15 protein-coding genes, 1 tRNA gene and 1 pseudogene are annotated in these 16,783 nt (G+C 70.0%); 6 read left to right on the top strand and 11 right to left on the bottom strand.

Annotation, left to right across the window (positions count from 1 at the left end):
• Positions 1–3 precede the first annotated feature (3 nt).
• Positions 4–1,068, bottom strand: a complete 1,065-nt coding sequence (locus ACNI14_RS06185; RefSeq protein WP_420519081.1) for a LacI family DNA-binding transcriptional regulator — start codon at positions 1,066–1,068, stop codon at positions 4–6.
• Between the two features lie 138 nt (positions 1,069–1,206).
• Between ACNI14_RS06185 and ACNI14_RS06180 the strand changes: the two genes are divergently transcribed.
• Positions 1,207–2,562: an MFS transporter gene (locus ACNI14_RS06180; RefSeq protein ID WP_420519080.1), complete on the top strand. Its 1,356-nt coding sequence runs from the start codon at positions 1,207–1,209 to the stop codon at positions 2,560–2,562.
• Between the two features lie 29 nt (positions 2,563–2,591).
• Entirely contained in the window at positions 2,592–3,662 is a 1,071-nt protein-coding gene (locus tag ACNI14_RS06175) for a UDP-N-acetylmuramate dehydrogenase (RefSeq protein WP_420519079.1), read from the top strand.
• Between the two features lie 88 nt (positions 3,663–3,750).
• Here the strand turns inward: ACNI14_RS06175 and ACNI14_RS06170 are convergent, their stop codons facing one another.
• The 10 genes from ACNI14_RS06170 to ACNI14_RS06125 all read right to left on the bottom strand — a co-directional run bounded on the left by ACNI14_RS06170 (position 3,751) and on the right by ACNI14_RS06125 (position 15,094).
• A complete protein-coding gene (locus tag ACNI14_RS06170) occupies positions 3,751–6,291 on the bottom strand; it encodes an ABC transporter permease (protein WP_420519078.1) in 2,541 nt (846 codons plus the stop codon).
• A 6-nt stretch (positions 6,292–6,297) separates the two neighbouring features.
• Positions 6,298–7,047, bottom strand: coding sequence for an ABC transporter ATP-binding protein (locus tag ACNI14_RS06165; RefSeq protein ID WP_420519077.1), 750 nt, complete (start codon positions 7,045–7,047; stop codon positions 6,298–6,300).
• A 121-nt stretch (positions 7,048–7,168) separates the two neighbouring features.
• Positions 7,169–7,861 (bottom strand): response regulator, encoded by a 693-nt coding sequence (locus ACNI14_RS06160; RefSeq protein ID WP_420519076.1) that lies wholly within the window; start codon positions 7,859–7,861, stop codon positions 7,169–7,171.
• On the bottom strand, positions 7,858–9,138 hold the full coding sequence (locus ACNI14_RS06155; protein WP_420519075.1) for a sensor histidine kinase: 1,281 nt from the start codon (positions 9,136–9,138) through the stop codon (positions 7,858–7,860). Before ACNI14_RS06155 ends, ACNI14_RS06160 begins: the two co-directional genes overlap by 4 nt.
• A gap of 64 nt (positions 9,139–9,202) precedes the next feature.
• Positions 9,203–9,856, bottom strand: a complete 654-nt coding sequence (locus ACNI14_RS06150) for a response regulator transcription factor (protein ID WP_420519425.1) — start codon at positions 9,854–9,856, stop codon at positions 9,203–9,205.
• A 5-nt stretch (positions 9,857–9,861) separates the two neighbouring features.
• Positions 9,862–11,253 carry a sensor histidine kinase gene (locus tag ACNI14_RS06145; protein ID WP_420519074.1) on the bottom strand — a complete coding sequence of 464 codons (1,392 nt, stop codon included), beginning with the start codon at positions 11,251–11,253 and terminating at the stop codon, positions 9,862–9,864.
• A gap of 103 nt (positions 11,254–11,356) precedes the next feature.
• A complete protein-coding gene (locus ACNI14_RS06140; RefSeq protein ID WP_420519073.1) occupies positions 11,357–12,034 on the bottom strand; it encodes a hypothetical protein in 678 nt (225 codons plus the stop codon).
• Between the two features lie 66 nt (positions 12,035–12,100).
• The gene (locus tag ACNI14_RS06135) at positions 12,101–12,925 is read right to left on the bottom strand and encodes an ABC transporter permease (RefSeq protein ID WP_420519072.1); all 825 of its coding nucleotides are present in this window, start codon (positions 12,923–12,925) and stop codon (positions 12,101–12,103) included.
• Positions 12,922–13,803: an ABC transporter ATP-binding protein gene (locus tag ACNI14_RS06130; RefSeq protein ID WP_420519071.1), complete on the bottom strand. Its 882-nt coding sequence runs from the start codon at positions 13,801–13,803 to the stop codon at positions 12,922–12,924. The genes ACNI14_RS06135 and ACNI14_RS06130 overlap by 4 nt, the downstream gene beginning before the upstream one ends.
• Positions 13,804–13,894: 91 nt before the next feature.
• Positions 13,895–15,094 carry a pyridoxal phosphate-dependent aminotransferase gene (locus ACNI14_RS06125; protein WP_420519070.1) on the bottom strand — a complete coding sequence of 400 codons (1,200 nt, stop codon included), beginning with the start codon at positions 15,092–15,094 and terminating at the stop codon, positions 13,895–13,897.
• On the opposite strand from ACNI14_RS06125, the pseudogene ACNI14_RS06120 reads away from it, so the two are divergent.
• The 4 genes and pseudogenes from ACNI14_RS06120 to secE all read left to right on the top strand — a co-directional run.
• Positions 14,985–15,437: pseudogene (locus ACNI14_RS06120) on the top strand (type IV toxin-antitoxin system AbiEi family antitoxin domain-containing protein); the annotation flags it as partial. The gene ACNI14_RS06125 and the pseudogene ACNI14_RS06120 overlap by 110 nt on opposite strands.
• A 129-nt stretch (positions 15,438–15,566) precedes the next feature.
• On the top strand, positions 15,567–16,145 hold the full coding sequence (locus ACNI14_RS06115; RefSeq protein WP_420519435.1) for a hypothetical protein: 579 nt from the start codon (positions 15,567–15,569) through the stop codon (positions 16,143–16,145).
• Between the two features lie 232 nt (positions 16,146–16,377).
• Positions 16,378–16,450, top strand: a tRNA-Trp gene (locus tag ACNI14_RS06110).
• A 56-nt stretch (positions 16,451–16,506) separates the two neighbouring features.
• Positions 16,507–16,764, top strand: a complete 258-nt coding sequence (secE, locus tag ACNI14_RS06105) for a preprotein translocase subunit SecE (protein WP_420519069.1) — start codon at positions 16,507–16,509, stop codon at positions 16,762–16,764.
• Positions 16,765–16,783 lie beyond the last annotated feature (19 nt).

The raw sequence follows: 16,783 nt of genomic DNA, 5'->3' as shown, positions 1-16,783 counted from the left end.
CGGTCAGCGTTCGCTGTTGACCGGCGCAGTCGACGTCCCCACGCTCAGCTCGAGCGGCATCCAGATCTGCGACGGGGTCTCCCCGGCCAGCAGTTCCTTCACCTCGGCCGCCATGGCCTTGCCCTTCTCGACGCCGTCCTGGATCACGGTCGTGAGTTCGAGCGGCGCGAGCCACGGCAGGTCGATCCCGTCGAAGCCGGTGATGGAGACGTCGCGAGGAACGCTCAGGTCGAGTTCGCGGGCCGCGATCACCGCGCCCGCCGCGAGAATGTCGGACTGCGCGACGATGGCGGTCGGTCGGGACTCGTGCGTGAGCGCCAGATGGCCCGCCGCGATGCCCTCCGCGACCATCGACTCGCGCGCCTCGACCACCACGCAGGGCTCGACCCCCGCGACCCGGAAGGCCTCGAGACGGTTGTGCATGGGCGCCCACGCCGATTCAGGCATGTAGTCCTTGGGCCGGAGCGTGGTCTCGTGCCCGGGCGCGTGCGGGAGGGTGATCGTGCCGATCCGTTCATGCCCGAGCTCCTGCAGGTGCTCGATGAGCTGGACGGTGGCGGTGGTGTCGTCGATCGACACCTGACCGGCGCCCGGAGGGGCGTCGCCATCCATGATCACGAACGGCACCGCGCGCTTGCGCAACAGCTCGAGCGCGGGATCGTCGTGGTCGCGCACGCGGAACACCACCGCGGCGTCCATGGGCGCGGTGGCCAGCAGCGACTTGTCGCCCTGGTCGGCGGACGGCGTGGGGAGCAGCAGCACGCCCAGGCCCATCTCGCCCAGTTCGGAGATGAGGCCGTCCATGACGTTCAGGATCAGCGGGGCGCGGAACGCGAGGGTGAACGCGTCGTGGATGACGACCCCGACCACGTGGGTGCGGCCGGATCGCAGCGCCCGCGCCTGTGCCGAGGGGCCGGCATAGCCGAGGTCCTCGGCGGCGCGTTCGACTCGCGCCTTCATCTCGGGCGAGATGGGGCCCGCTCCCGAATACGCGAGCGAGACCGTGGACAGCGAGACACTCGCCTTCGCGGCCACATCGGCCATGGTGGGTCGTCTTCTGGCGGCCACGTTGCTCCTCAGTCCATTTTTGCGCTCGCCCCAGCGTAGTCGCACAATGGGGGAGCGGGCATTGCGCTGAGCGTGGTGCCCGGCGCCGCGCCGACCACGGCGATCCCGGCGCCCAGCGCCGTTCGCAGACAGGACGCCATGCCCTTCACCTTCGGCCACGCGCCGACCACGACGCCCGACGCCACGCGCGTGCGCGCGGCACGATTCGCCGTGCTCGGCCTGTTCGCGCTCATGGGCGCGATGCTGTCCACGTTCCTGTCGCGTGTGCCCTCGATCCGCGACCTGCTGGACGTCAGCGTGTCGGGCCTCGCCAACCTCATCGTCTTCGGCGCGTTCGGCGCTCTCGCCGGGCTGCTCGTCACCGGGTGGTCGGCGGCCAAGTTCGGCACCCGGGCGCTGCTGTGGTGGTCGAGCTTCGTCCACCTGGGGGCGTTCACCCTCGTCGCGGTGTCGACGCTCATCGCGTCCCCGCCGATGTTCGCGATCGGGCACTTCCTGGTGTCGTTCTCCTTCGCCTTCACGAACGTCGCGATGAACGCGGAGGCCGCCGAGGTCGAGCGGCGCATGGGACGCGCGGTGATGCCGCAGTTCCACGCCGCCTTCTCCGTGGGCATGGCCGCCGCCCTGGCGCTCGGTGCGGCGGTGTCCCACGCGGGGATCCCGCCGCTGTGGCACTTCATCGTGGTGGCCGCCGTCCTGACGGCGATCCGGCTCGCGATCATCCCCGCGGCGACCATGGACGGCGGTCCGGCCCCGGACACGGGAGAGGTGTCTCTCGGCGGCCCCTTCGCGACCGCCCGCGCTGAGTACCGCGACCGGCGGGTGGTGCTGATCGGCGTCATCCTGTTCGCGGCGTCGATGACGGAGATGTCGGCGGCGCAGTGGATGGCGCTCGCGGTCGTGGACGACTTCGACAGGCCCGAGGCCGTGGGCGACCTCATGTACTGGGTGTTCGTCGCGGCGATGGTGACGGTGCGCTGGTTCGGCGCGCCCATCATCGGGCGTCTGGGACGAGTGGTGGCGCTGCGCGCGAGCGCCGTGTCCGTCGTGTGCGGGCTGCTGCTGTTCGCCTTCACCCCCGTGTTCTGGCTCGTGCCCGTCGCGGCGGCGCTGTGGGGCGTGGGCGCGGCGCTGGGGGTGCCCATCGGCTTCTCGGCCGCCGCCGACGAGCCCGGCCGGGCCGCCGCGCGAGTGGCCGCCGTCGCGTCCTTCTCCACCGTCGCCGGTTTGATGGTCCCGCCCCTCATCGGCTATCTCGGCGAAGCGGTGGACCTCAGCAACGCGCTGCTCGTCGTCGCACTGGCCTCGACCGCATCGTTCGTCCTCGCGCGAGCGGTGCGCAAGGACGGCGGGCTGTTCGGCAGCCGCACCGCGGCGCTCCGGCGCGTCGGCGCCGGCCGCTTGGCCGCCGGCAAGGAGGCGGATGAGCCTGCCGTCGCGCCCGGGTCCACGACCGCGACGGGCGCCCCGGACGCCCCCGTGCGCGGCCAGTGACGGGCTCGGCCCGCCGATACGCTGGGCGCATGACGACTCTCGCGGAACTCACGACGCTGCGCGTGGGCGGCCCGGTCCGCCGGCTCGTCTCGGCGCGCACCGAGCGCGAACTTATCGATGCCGTGATCGACGCCGACCGTGCGGGCGAACCGCTGCTCGTGCTGGGCGGCGGGTCGAACCTGCTTGCGGGAGATGACGGTTTTGCCGGCGTCGTCGTGCGCGATGCGCGCACCGACATCTCGGTCCAGGACGACGGGATGTGCGGGGGCGTGTCGGTGACCGTGACCGCCGGCGTGCCGTGGGACGACGTGGTGCGGCGCGCGGTGGACGAGGGCTGGGTGGGAATCGAGGCCCTCTCCGGGATTCCCGGGTCGACGGGCGCCACGCCGGTGCAGAACGTGGGCGCCTACGGCGCGGAGGTCGCGGACGTGATCGCTCTCGTACGCGTCTGGGACCGGCTCGAGGAGCGCGTGCGCTCGCTTCCGCGCATCGACTGCGGGTTCGGCTACCGCGACTCAGTGTTCAAGAGGTCGATGAGGGGTGCCGCTCCCGACGCGGGGGTGTGGCACCCGACGCCGCGCTACGTGGTGCTCGACGTCACCTTTCAGATGCGTCAGGGAACCCGCTCGGGGCCCGTCCTCTACGCGCAGCTCGCGGACGCCCTGGGGATCGAGACCGGGGGCCGCGCTCCCATCGCCGACGTCCGGGAGGCGGTGCTGCGCGTGAGGGGGGCGAAGGGGATGGTGCTCGACGCCGATGACTTCGACACGTGGAGCGCGGGTTCGTTCTTCACCAACCCCATCCTCACCGCGGATGCGGCGGCGCGCCTGCCCGACGATGCCCCGCGCTTCGAGGCGGCCGACGGCACCGTCAAGACCTCGGCCGCGTGGCTGATCGAGCAGGCCGGCTTCCCCCGGGCGCACTCGATCGATGGTTCGGGCGCGGCACTCTCGACCAAGCACACGCTCGCCCTCACCAATCGAGGCGACGCGACCGCGGAGGAGCTCGTCGCTCTCGCACGGACCATCCGGGACGGAGTGAGGGAGCGCTTCGACGTCACGCTCGTTCCCGAGCCGGTGCTGCTCGGCGTGCAGCTGTAGCGTCGCTCGCACCCACGCACACGCCAAGCGGCCGATGCGCGCTCGGGTGAGACGCGCATCGGCCGCTTGGAATTCGTGCGGGGCCTCGCTACCCGTCGGTCGCGATCGCCTTGAGGATGTCGAGCCGCGAGGCGCGCCACGCCGGCCAGATGGCGGCCAGCACTCCCGCGATGGCGGCCAGCACCGTGTAGATCACGAGCCACATCCATGGGATCGTGACGCCGTCGAAGCCAAAGTCCTCGAGGGCGAGCACCAGCGCCGAGCCGAGCGAGACGCCCAGGATCATGCCGAGGATGGTGCCGAACACCGCCATCACCATCGACTCCACGGTCACCATGCGCCACACCGAGCTCCGCTTGAGTCCCACCGCACGCAGCAGACCGATCTCTCGTGTGCGCTCGGTCACGGACAGCAGCAGCGTGTTCGCCACCCCCAGGATCGCGATCACCAGGGCGCTCGCCAGCAGGGCCGAGATGATGCCCAGCATCAGGTCGATGATCTGGTTGGCGAACTGCACGAGCGCGCCCGGCTGCTCGACCATCGTCAGTGGGTAGTCCTCGGCGAGCACGTCCACCATGGCCGTCTGCGCCTCATCCACGTCGACGCCGTCCTCGAGCATGATCGAGGACTGCACGATCGTGGGCTCGCCGAACAGGTCCGCGGCAGCGGCCTCGTCGACCCACAGGTTCGCGTCTCCCTCGGTGAGGTACAGGCCGGTCACCTCGAGCGTCAGCGAGCCCTCGGGCCCCTCGACCGTGATGTCGTCTCCCACCTCGTAGCCGAGGTCCTGCAGCACCGAGTCGACGAATGCCCCACCGGAGAGCTCCGCCAGCTCGGGCTCCGTGTCGTACGCGAAGGCCATCTCCGCCGTCTCCGGATCCGTCGACGCCACGGTGCGGCTCTCGCCGTCGATGAGTGCACTGTCGATGCCCAGGCTGCTCACGGCCTCGACGCCATCGACCTCCGCGAGCACATCGACCGCTCCGTTCGGGATGGCGCCCTGAGTCGAGAAGGCGAACAGGTCCGCCTCGGACTGCGCGAACTGCTCGGTGAAGACCGTCTTGAGCGACTCGGTGAACGTCGCGACGAGGGCGAGCAGCATCACGCCGATCATCAGCGCCGCCGCGGTGTTCGCGCTGCGGCGGGGCTCGCGCCGGATGTTGTTCGCCGCCAGCTTGCCGTCCACTCCGAAGGTCCGTGTGAGCAGGTGGCGCAGCCCGTAGGCCATGGGCACCAGCACCTGGGCCGCGAGCAGCGTCGTGCCGAGCACCAGCATCACCGCCCCGGCGCCGACGTAGATGTACGGGCGCTCGAGTCCGGCGTACAGCCCGGTCGTGATGGTGATCACGCCCACGAGAGCGAGAGCGGCGCCGACGATGTTGCGGACCTTGAGCGGCTTCTTGCCCCCCGTGGCCGACTCACGCAGGGCCTCCATGGGGGAGATGCGCGAGGCCGTGATCGCGGGCAGCAGGGCTGAGACGAGCGTGACCAGCGTGCCGAGCAGGTACGCCCATCCCACCGCCTCCAGCGGCAGCGTCATCGGCCCGAAGATGTCGCCGGCGAACAGGCTGACCATTCCGGCCGCGGCGAGGGCGAGGAGGTAGCCGACCACGATCCCGATCGTGGACGCGAGGACCGCGACCACCAGGGCCTCGAGCAGGATCATCGTCCGGACCTGGCGGCCGGTGACGCCGATCGCGCGCATCAGCCCGAACTCTCGCGTGCGCTGGGTCACGATGATGCGGAACGTGTTGACGATGATGTACGCGCCCACGAACAGCGAGATCAGCGCGAAGGCGATCGCGAACACGTCGATGTAGCCCAGCACCTCGTCGAGCGACTCGGTCTCCTCGGCGGCCTTGTCCTCGCCGGTGATCGCTCGAGTCCCGTCAGGCAGGACCTCCGAGACGCGGTCGACCACCGCATCCGCATCGGAGCCGTCGGTGACCAGCACGCTGACCTGCTGGTAGTTCGGGTCGTCCGCGAGCTGCTGCGCATCCGCGTCCGTCATGAAGCCGAGCGTCGCGCCCTGCAGGCTGTTGGTCTCCCCGAACCGCACGGTGCCGACGAGCTCGAACTCGGTGACGCCGTCCTCCGTCGCGATGCGCACGGTGTCGCCGATGTCGTACCCCAGCCGGGGAGCCGAGTCGAGGTCGAGGGCCAGCTCGCCGTCGGACTCGGGCCCGCGCCCGTCGACGAGCGTCGACTGGTCGATCTCGGGAATGCCTGACCAGTTGAAGAGCTGGCTGGGAGGCCCGCCGCCGCTGAAGGGGTCGCCCGCGGAGTCGTCCGTCGCGGGCGGCAGCACCGCGCCGGGGGCCTGGATGCCGCCGATCGCGACGTCGACGCCCTCGACGGCGGCGATCGCGTCGACGTCCTCCGGGACGAACACGCCCTGCGTTGCGGCGAACGGGTCGCCGCCCTCCGACTCGGAGCCCTCGGGGTCCTCCTCGACGATCACGTCGGTGGCGGCGTAGATGTCCGAGAACAGGTTCGAGAAGCCGGCTGACAGTGCGTTGGTGAGAGTGTGCGAGGCGGCGACGAGGGACACGCCGAGCGCCACCGCGATCGCCGTCAGGATCAGCCGCTTGGGGTTGTGCCGGACGGATTTGAGCGCAATCTTGAACATCGCGGTCTAGTGCCCCATCTGCTTCATGCGGTCGAGCACGCGCTCCGCGGTGGGCTCACGCATCTCGTCGACGATCTGTCCGTCCTCGAGGAACACGATCCGGTCCGCGTACGCGGCGGCGGTGGGGTCATGCGTGACCATCACGATGGTCTGCCCGAAATCCTTGACCGCGCTGCGCATGAAGGTCAGCAGCTCCGAGCCGGAGCGGGAGTCGAGGTTTCCCGACGGCTCGTCCGCGAAGATGATCTCGGGTCGGGCCACGAGCGCCCGGGCGACCGCGACGCGCTGCTGCTGGCCCCCCGAGAGCTCCGCGGGCAGGTGGGTGAGGCGGTCCGCGAGGCCGAGGATGCCGATGATGTTGTCGAACCATTCCTTGTCGACCTCGGTGCCCGAGATGTCGAGCGGCAGAGTGATGTTCTCGCGTGCGTTGAGCGACGGGATCAGGTTGAAGGACTGGAACACGAAGCCGATGTACTTGCGCCGCACCTCCGTGATCTGCGCCTCGGACAGCTGCGTGATGGTGGTCTCGGCGATCGTGGACGAGCCCGCGGTGAGCCGGTCGAGCCCCGCGAGCGTGTGCAGCAGCGTCGACTTGCCGGAGCCCGAGGGACCCATGATCGCCGTGAACTCGCTGCGGGCGATGTCGACATTGATGCCGTCCAGCGCGCGCACGGCGGCCTCGCCGAATCCGTAGTCCTTGTAGCCGTCGCGCATCGTGGCCGCGAGCTCAAGCCCGGGTGCAGCGGTGGTGGTCATGGGGTGGCCTTTCATCAGGGTTCGAGTCGATCCGGGACAAGTGTGCCAAGTGCGGCCGATGTGCGGGTATCCCTCCCGAGGACGGTTCGCCCCTGTCGTCCTCAGGGATGACCCTGGCGGGTCATCCCTTGGGGACGACGATTCCAGATTCGTAGGCCTCCACCACCGCCTGCACGCGGTCGCGCACGCCGAGTTTGGTGAGGATGTGGCTCACGTGGGTCTTGACGGTGGTCGGCGACACCCACAGCTCCGCGGCGATCTCCTGGTTGGACATCCCGCGTGCGATGAGCTGGAGCACCTCCACCTCGCGCTCGGACAGGTCGCCGATGGCCTCGGGCGGCGGCACGTACGCACCTCCCGGTTCCGGCGCGGGCTCGACTGCGGACACCGATGACGGAACCGCGAACCGCTCGATCACCCGGCGGGTGACCTCGGGCGCGAGCAGTGCCTCTCCTCCTGCCACCACGCGCACCGCGTTCACGAGCGTGTCCCCGTCCGCGCTCTTCAACAGGAAGCCGGAGGCGCCTACGCGAAGTGCCTGGTAGACATACTCGTCGTCGTCGAAGGTGGTGAGAATCACCACGCGGGCCTCGGGATGCGCCGCCAGCACCTGCTCGGTGGCCGCCAGCCCGTCCATGCCCGGCATGCGGATGTCCATCAGCACGACGTCGGGCGCGTGGTCGTGCACGAGCGCCCGGGCGTCCGCCCCGTCCGCGGCCTCTCCGACGATCTCGATGTCCTCCTCGGCCTCGAGGATCATGCGCAGTCCCACGCGCACCATCGCCTGGTCGTCGACCAGCCCCACTCGGATCACGCGGATGCCCCCTTCGATTGGATGACTGCAGTCTGACCGCCGGAGGCCGGGCCCGAGACCTGATCGTCTCCCGAGGGCAGCACGGCGTGCACCTGGAATCCCCCGCCCCGGCGCGGCCCATGCGACAGTGCACCGCCGAGCGCCTGGACCCGCTCGGCGACGCCGGTCAGGCCGTGACCGCCGGGCAGGCGCGGCCCATCGCTGGCGGCGCCGCGGCCGTCGTCCTCGACGCTGATGTGGACGGCGTGCGCGGTGCGCTTGACGATCACGTCCGCCCGCGCCCCTGGGCCTGCGTGCTTGAGCGAGTTGGTGAGAGCCTCCTGGATGATCCGGTAGGCGCTCACCTCGACTCCGGCGGGCACGTGGGCGGAGCCCGAGATCTCGAGAGTGACCGGCAGCCCCGAGTCCTGCACGTGGCGGACGAGCGTGGGAAGCGCTGCGAGCGACGGCATGGGAGTGAGGCCATCGTGGGTGGAGGCTCCGGTGGCGAGCGCGCGGTCCGAGTCGACGCGCTCGTTCGCCTCGAGCTCGGAGGCACGCAGCACGCCGATCATGCGCTGCATCTCCTCCAGGCCCGAGCGGCCAGAAGCGGCGATCGTCGCGAGGGTGCCGGCGAGCTCCTCGTCCTCGGCTCCCAGCCGGCGTCGCGCTCCCTCTGCCTGAAGCGTCATCACCGTGATCTCGTGCGCGACCACATCGTGCAGCTCGCGCGCGATGCGCGCGCGCTCCGCGCGCACGGCATCCGTCGCGGCCTCGTAGCCGGCCTGCTCGCGGCGCGCGTGCGCGACCTCGAGCTCGCTCAGCCGCTGGCGGCGGCGGCGATCCCCGATGCCGATCGCGAACGGCACGATCACGGCGACCGGGATCGCGAAGATGGCGCTCGTCGGCACGGCCTCCGAGGTCATCGCGCCCACGGCGGTCCACGCGAGCATCATCCCCATCAGGGCCGCGCTGTGGCGGATCGAGGTCGCCCGCGGCATGTACGACGCGACGCCATAGATCGCGAGGAACAGCCCGAGCATGGCGGGAGTGGCCTCGTACCCGAGCCCCACCACGACGATCCATGCCGCGGCGGTCAGCCACAGCACCGCGCGCGGGTATCTCTGACGCCATAGCAGCGGGATGACCATGGCCGCGAGAAGCACGTATCCCAGCGGGTCGATGGGGCGGATCTCCGCGTACTGGAAGCCGGTGAGCGACGCGGCCCACATCATGCTCAGCGCCAGCAGCGCGCCCACGACGAGCGCGTCGTTCCATCGCGGCGGCCGGAGGTCCATGACACCAAAGCGTAGGCGCACCCGGGCGCCCCGCGCATCGGCCGTCTGCCGGATCCCGAGCTGCTCAGCCGACGAACCGGTAGCCGACCCCTCGCACCGTCTCGATGGCGCCCTGGCCCACATGCGTGCGCAGGTATCGGATGTAGACGTCGAGCACGTTGTCGCGAGCCGCAGAGCCCCACACCTCCTGGAGCGCATCCGCGCGCGGCACCACCTCGCCCCCTCGGGACATCAGCAGGTGGGCGAGCTGGAACTCGCGGGGGCTCAGCGGCACGTCGATGCCATCGCACGCGAGGGTGCGTTCGATCGGGTCGAGCTCGCACCTCCCCACGCGAATGAGCTGCGCCGAGCCCTGCTCCTCTTCGGGCCGCGCCCGGGCCCGCAGCCGCACGCGCGCGACCAGCTCGTCGAATGAGAATGGCTTCGCCATGTAGTCGTCGGCGCCGCGCTCCAGGCCGCGCACCGTGTCCTCGGCGGAGGTGCGGGCCGTCAGGATGATGACGGGGAGCTCCGAGCCGGAGGCGCGCAGCTTCCGCAGCACCGTGAAGCCCTCCTGGTCGGGAAGGCCGATGTCCAGCACCATGATGTCGAAGCCGTCCTCGAGAGCGAGCCGCAGCCCGTCGCGACCGGTGCGCACGGCGGTCACGTCCACGTCCGCGGTGCGCAGACCCTTGGTGAGGGACTCGACCAGCCTCGCCTCGTCCTCGACCAGCAGCATCCTGATCACGCGTCGCCTCCATTCCTCGGGAGCACCAGTGTGAAGGTGGACCCCTCGCCTACGCGCGACGCCAGCGAGAGTCGTCCTCCGTGGGCGGTCGCGATCGCGGCGGCGATCGGCAGTCCGAGCCCGGTGCCCTCGGTCTCGGGGTCGACGCGATGGAACCGCTCCAGCACCCGCTCCTGGTCCTCCGGTGCGATCCCGCGACCCTCGTCCGTGACCCATAGGTGCACCTCGGCGGCCAGACTCGCGCTGCCGATGCTGACGGTCGTGCCGGGTTCGGAGAACTTGACGGCGTTGGCGACCAGCTGCAGCCACGCCTGGGTGACGCGCTGGGCGTCGACCGGCAGCGTCGTGTGCGCCACCGAGTCCAGCTTCCAGTTCCGGTCGCCGAGGGCCTGGGCGCGCGCGAACGTCGTCTCGGTCAGCTCCCCCACGTCGACGCTCTCGCGCAGCACGAATTCGGGACGATCCGACTTCGCGAGGGTGACGAGGTCGTCGACGAGCCGGGACATCATGTCGACCTCGTCGAGCAGGTCGCTCTGCACCCGGAGCACGTCGACCGGGTCCCGTGGCTCGATGAGCTCGAGATTGGTGCGCATGATCGCGAGCGGCGTGCGCAGCTCATGAGACGCGTCGTCGAGCAGCTGGCGCTGGTCGGAGAAGGCGCGCTCGAGGCGGTCCAGCATCGCGTTCACGGTGTGCGACAGCCGGGACAGGTCGTCATGGCCGGACACCGGGATGCGCTCGGCGAGGTCGTGCTCGCTGATGTGCCGGGCCTTGCCCTCGAGCACCGAGATCGGGTGCAGCATGCGACCCACTGTGGTCCACCCGATGACGCCGATCATCGCGAGCGCCACCATCGCGACCAGCGCATAGATGCGGAAGGTCTCGGTCAGGTTGTCCACCAGCGCGCCGCGGTCCGTCGCAATGGTGAACACCGCCACGGTGTCCCCGTCCGGCTCGATGATCGGCACGGCGGCGAAGCGGTAGTCGGCGACGTCGGTGACCACCGCGCGGACGACGACCGTCTCGGCGGCGCGCTCCGCCGCCACCCGAAGAAACTCCGGATCGTCCTCCAGCCGCAATCGCTGGGGGGAGGACGGCACGAACCTCGCCACGTTCCCCACGTGCGCCACGGCGCTCTCGGTGGGACTGGCGACGACCCGGATCATCGCCTCGCGCATGAGGTCCTCCGATGTCGCGAAGGGCTCGCCGGTGCTGGGATCCGGTCCCTCGGCGAGCTCGATGAACGCCTCGGTGCGCAGCGCCAGCCCCTCGACGATCGTCGCGTCGATGCGGGCGCGTTCGATCCCGTATGCCGTGAAGCCGGCGATGGTGAGGGCGGCGGTGGTGAGCGCCACGAGGTACGCGAGCACCCGCGCTCGCACTGTCATGCGTCGAGCCGGGTGCGTGATGCGTTCGATCAGGCGCGCGATGAGATCCTCCTGCGCCTACGCTAGCGCCCTGGTGCGATGCGGCACCGCTCGTCCGTGCCGGTCAGCGGTCGCCTCGCGCTCCCGGTTCGCGGCCTGCGGTCGGCGCGTCCTCCCACCATTCCGCGGGACCGTCGCGCCACCGGGTGTGGCCGCGGGGGTCGCCGTCGGCCCATCCGTCGCGATCGTCGCCACGCCATTGGCGAGCGTCCCCCGGGATGCTCCGCCACGGGTGGTCCCCGAGCGCGTCCGTCCAGTCGTGCTGATCCCACCCGCATTCACGAGCCGACTCTCGCCACTGCTGGGCCCAGTCGTCGACCGCCTTCCTCCACGTGTCGGTGCCGGCGCCGTCCGTCGGCTCGGCCGGCGGCTCGGGAGGAGTGCACGCAGGCCGGGCGATCGCCGTCGGGGCGGGCTCGGGAGCGCGCGCGTCGGTGGTCTCCACGGGCGCGGGGGCAGCCGCCGCGCGCGCTCCACCGCACACGCCCGCGTCGCTGCATTCGATGGCGGTCGGGGCGACTTCGACCGGGGCCGTCACCTCGGCGGGCGGCTCCGAGCCGGAGGTGCCGGCCTCGACGGCGGGCGTCACGGATGCCGGGTCCTCCTGGTTCAGCTGAACCGCGGAGGCCACCGGGTTCGTGGTCGGGGCGCCGGCCATGGCGCTGGCGGTGCCCGCGACGATCAAGCTCACGCCCAGGAATCCCGCGGCGACGGCGAGAGCACGGAAACTGGGGCGAATCATGGCAACAGTATGGTCGCGTGAGCCTGAGCGGCCTCTCAGATCTCGGGCGCGGCGGCGTGCGGCCGGTCAGCGGTCATCGGCCCGCATCCACCGGAAGGTGCGGACTGCGACCACCAGGCCGAGCACGAACCACACGCTGAGCATGACCACGGTCATGGGGTGCTCCCACGATCCGTGAGCCTCTTGAGCCTCGAAGTACTCCGGCAGGAACACCGAGCGCATTCCCTGTGCCAGCCACTTCAGCGGGAAGATCTCGGCGACCGTCTGGAGGTAGGTGGGCAGCTGGGTGAACACGAAGAACACCCCGGAGGTGAACTGCAGGAACAGCACCACCGGCGTGAGGATCGCGGAGGCGGCCTTGCCGTTGCGCAGCAGCGACGAGGTCGCGATCCCCACCGCAGAGGACGCCGCAGTACCGAGCAGGAAGACCCAGGTGAAGGTCCACCAGCGGCCCGCGTCGGTCGGGAGGGTCACGTCGTACAGCAGCACCCCGAGCACCAGCAGGATCGCGATCTGCACGATCGACACGAGCAGGACCTGCGCGATCTTGCCCGTGAAGTACACGGTGGCCGGCAGTGGGGTGGCGTAGATGCGCTTGAGCAGGTCCTCGTCGCGGTCGATCGACAGCGAGATCGCGAGCGACTGGAAGCCGGTGTTGAGGATGCCGGTCGCGATCATGCCCGCGAGGAAGTACTGGGCGAACGTGACGTCGGTGTCTCCCAGCGTCTGACCCCCGAAGATCGTGCCGAACAGCACGAGGAAGATCATGGGGAACGCGAAGATGAAGATCATCTGCTCGCGCGAGCGCGTGAACTCCTTGAGCTCGAGCACGACGCGGTTCGTCAGCAGCGAGCCCCATCCTGGCGAGCGGCGGGTGTCCTGGGCGCTCATGCCGCCACCTCCTCGTCCGACTCTGCCGCAGCCTCGGCCTGCGCCGCGCCGATCAGATCCAGATAGACGTCCTCGAGGGACGGGTGCGTGATCTGCAGCCGCGGGATCTCGCCGTCGTTGCGAGCGAGCAGGTCGCGGAGGAAGGCGGTGGGGGTGGGCGTGGGCTCCCGGCGCGGGGCGCCGTCCTCCACCCAGCTCACCCACGCATCGGTCGCGCGGGACCGCAGGCCCTCGGGGGTGTCCAGGGCGACCATCGAACCGTTCGCGATGATGCCGATGCGGTCGGCGAGTCGGTCCGCCTCGTCCAGATAGTGCGTGGTGAGGAGGATGGTGGTGCCCTGGTCGCGCAGAGACTCGATCAGGGTCCAGAACTGCCGCCGCGCCTCGGGGTCGAAGCCGGTGGTGGGCTCGTCGAGGAACACCAGCTCGGGGTTGCCCATCACGGCGAGAGCGACGTCCAGTCGCCGATGCTGGCCGCCCGACAGCAACTGGGGTTTGGCGTCAGCCTTCTCGGTGAGGCCCACGACCTCGAGCGTCTCGTCGATGTCCCGCGGGTTCGGATACAGGCGGGCGGCGTGGTGAAGCGCCTCCCGAGCGGTGAGCACGCTGCTCCCGCTGGTGGACTGCAGCATGATGCCCACGCGCTCGCGCCACTCGCGAGTGGGATGCGCGGGATCGACTCCGAGCACCGCGACGTCGCCGGCCGTGCGCTTGCGGAAGCCGCCCATGATCTCGACCGTGGTCGACTTGCCGGCCCCGTTGGGCCCCAGCAGGGCGAACACCTCGCCGCGGTGCACTTCGAGGTCGATGCCATCGACCGCGTTCTTGGGTCCGTACGTCTTGCGCAGGCCCGTGACTGAGATCGCTCCGTCGCTCATGCCCACGAGGCTAGCGAGAAGTGGCCCCGCCCGCGCATCGGCCGCGCGAACGATCTCCCGTGACCGAGATGATGACTCGCGCCGCTGCTCCTTAAGAGAGCAGGGACTGGATGCGACCGACGCCCTCGGCGAGGTCGTCGTCACCTAGCGCGTAGCTCAGGCGCGCGTAGCCCGAGGGGCCGAAGGCCTCGCCCGGCACGATCGCGACCTCGGCCTCCTCGAGGATGATGGTCGCCAGCTCGGCCGAGGTGGTGGCCACCTTGCCGCGGATCTCGCGCCCGAGCACGCCCTCGACCGACGGGTAGGCGTAGAACGCCCCCTTGGGGGTGGGCACCTCGAAGCCGTCGATCTCGCGCAGCATGTCGACCATGGTGCGGCGGCGGCGATCGAAGGCGGTGCGCATCTGCTCGACCTCCTCGAGCCCGCCCTGGAGGGCGGCGATCGCGGCGCGCTGCGACACGTTGGCCACGTTGGACGTGAGGTGGCTCTGGAAGTTCGTCGCCGCCTTGATCACGTCCGCAGGTCCGACCATCCAGCCCACGCGCCATCCGGTCATCGCGTAGGTCTTCGCCACGCCGTTGAGGACGATGGTGGTGTCGGCGAGGTCGGGCACCGCGGACAGCATCGGGGTGAAGGCCGCGTCGTCGTAGAGCAGGTGCTCGTAGATCTCGTCCGTGATCACCCAGATGCCGTGCTCGAGCGCCCACTCGCCGATGGCCTTGGTCTGCTCGGCCGAGTACACCGCGCCGGTCGGGTTCGAGGGGCTGCAGAACAGCAGCGCCTTGGTCGCGTCCGTGCGCGCCGCCTCGAGCTGCTCGACGGTCACCAGGTAGTCCTGATCGGCGCCCGCGAAGACCTCGACGGGGGTCGCGCCGGTGAGCGAGATCGCCTCCGGGTACGTGGTCCAGTACGGCGCGGGCAGGATCACCTCGTCGCCCGGGTCGAGCACCGCGGCGAAGGCCTGGAACACGGCCTGCTTGCCGCCGTTGGTGACGAGCGTGGTGGCCGGGTCGATCTCGTAGCCCGAGTCGCGCAAGGTCTTGTCGGCGATCGCCGCGCGCAGTTCGGGAAGTCCCGCTGCGGGGGTGTAGCGGTGGTTGCGCGGGTCCTGCGCGGCCTCGATCGCGGCGTCGACGATGAACTGCGGGGTCGGGAAGTCGGGCTCTCCGGCGCCGAAGCCGATGACGGGCCGGCCGGCGGCCTTGAGGGCCTTCGCCTTGGCATCGACGGCGAGCGTGGCGGACGGCGCGATGGCACCGAGGCGGGCGGAGACACGGTTCTTGGAAGTCACGGTCACTAGTCTTCCATGTTCGCCCGGCCCGGGCTCCCCGCAGGTGCCGGAACCTGCCGGGCCTCCCGCGCATCGGCCCTGCGAACGGCCACGCACGTCGCTCTGGGCAGGGCCATCCGCACGAGGACCCCGCAATACCCACGCGAGGACTATCCACAGATGGCCCCGAGGGTCTGCCAACCCGGCGTTTTCCGGGCAGGCTCGCGCCATGGACGTCACGAGGGCTCTCGCGCAGCGCGGTGGTGTCGCGCGCACGGGCGATCTCCGACGGGCAGGGGTCTCGGAGCGAGATATCGCGGCAGCCGTGTCTACGGGCGTCGTCCGGCGCGTGCGTCGCGGGGTTCTCGCCCTTCCCAGTGCCGATGAAGCGCTCGTCATGGCGGCGCACCTTGCAGGAGCGGCGACATGCATCACTGCATTGGCTCTTCATGGTGTCCTGCTGCTGAGGCGCTCCCGGACGCCCCATGTCGCGGTGCGCGACGATTTCGGCCGGCGTGGGCGCCACATCCATGGAGTTCGTCTCCACTACTCGACCGACATGATGGTGTCGCCTGCCGAACAGCTCGTTCATCCCGTGGCCCGGGCTCTCGACGTCGCCGGCCGATGCCTCGACCCGCGGGCGCACCTTGTCGCCGTCGATTCCGCGCTGCACCAGGGCCTGGTGCGGCCGGATGAGTTGGCCGCGTTCACGGTGACGTCGCGAGAGCGCCGCAATTGGTTGCTGGCTCACGCGGATGCGCGCTCCGAAGCCGTGGGCGAGACGCTCGCACGACTTGATGTGGTGGAGCGCGGTCTGGCGGTGTACCCTCAAAGATTCGTGAAGGGCGCCGGGCGTATTGACCTGGTGGTCGCGAACAGTGTCGCGGTCGAGATCGATGGACGCACCTTTCACGACGACCCTGAGTCCTTCCGACGCGATCGACGGCGCGATCGCAAGGTGGTCGTCGCGGGCATGCCGGTGCTTCGCTTCGCACACTCCGAACTCTTGGGAGCAGATGCCGTTCACGTGGGTGATGCCGTGCTCGACCTCATGAGGACCATGGGAGACTGACGGGGGTACCGCGTGAAGACCCGTGCAGACCCTCCCTTTGAAGGAGAATCACGGGTCGTCCCCGCGACAAGCCCTGCGCGAAGACGCCACGGCGAGCGGCCGATGCGGGGGCCGGGTTCGCAATCCCGAGCAGGAACCCGTACTATTGCCATTCGGCGATTGACAGACGTCATGATGGCTCGCGCCTTCGTGACTGTTGGCTGTCGCCGGTCGGGGGCCCCACCGCCCCCGGAGGGCAGTGGCGCAATTGGTAGCGCATCGGTCTCCAAAACCGACGGTTGGGGGTTCGAGTCCCTCCTGCCCTGCAGAGCGCGGGTCAAGTCCCGCGTGATCCCAACCCCCAAAAGCGAAGGATGACCCGGTGAGCGAATCTGCCGTGACGGACTCCGGAGAACAGGACCCTCGGCACGAATCCCGCGAGGACCGCAACATCTTCGGTCGCATTGCTCTGTTCGTGCGTCAGGTGATCTCCGAACTCAAGCGAGTGGTGACACCCACCCGCGAAGAGCTGATCCGGTACATCTGGATCGTGTTGGCCTTCGTCGCGGTGATGATGCTGATCGTGTTCTTGATGGACCTGCTGTTCAACTGGCTCTCAGCGATGACGTTCGGCGGCTGACCGCCGTCTGCAAAGGAAG

This window comes from Demequina pilifera, assembly GCF_048814985.1.
Lineage (GTDB): Bacteria > Actinomycetota > Actinomycetes > Actinomycetales > Demequinaceae > Demequina.
Note: the sequence above shows the minus strand (reverse complement) of the source record. Positions and strands in the feature narration are given on the sequence as shown.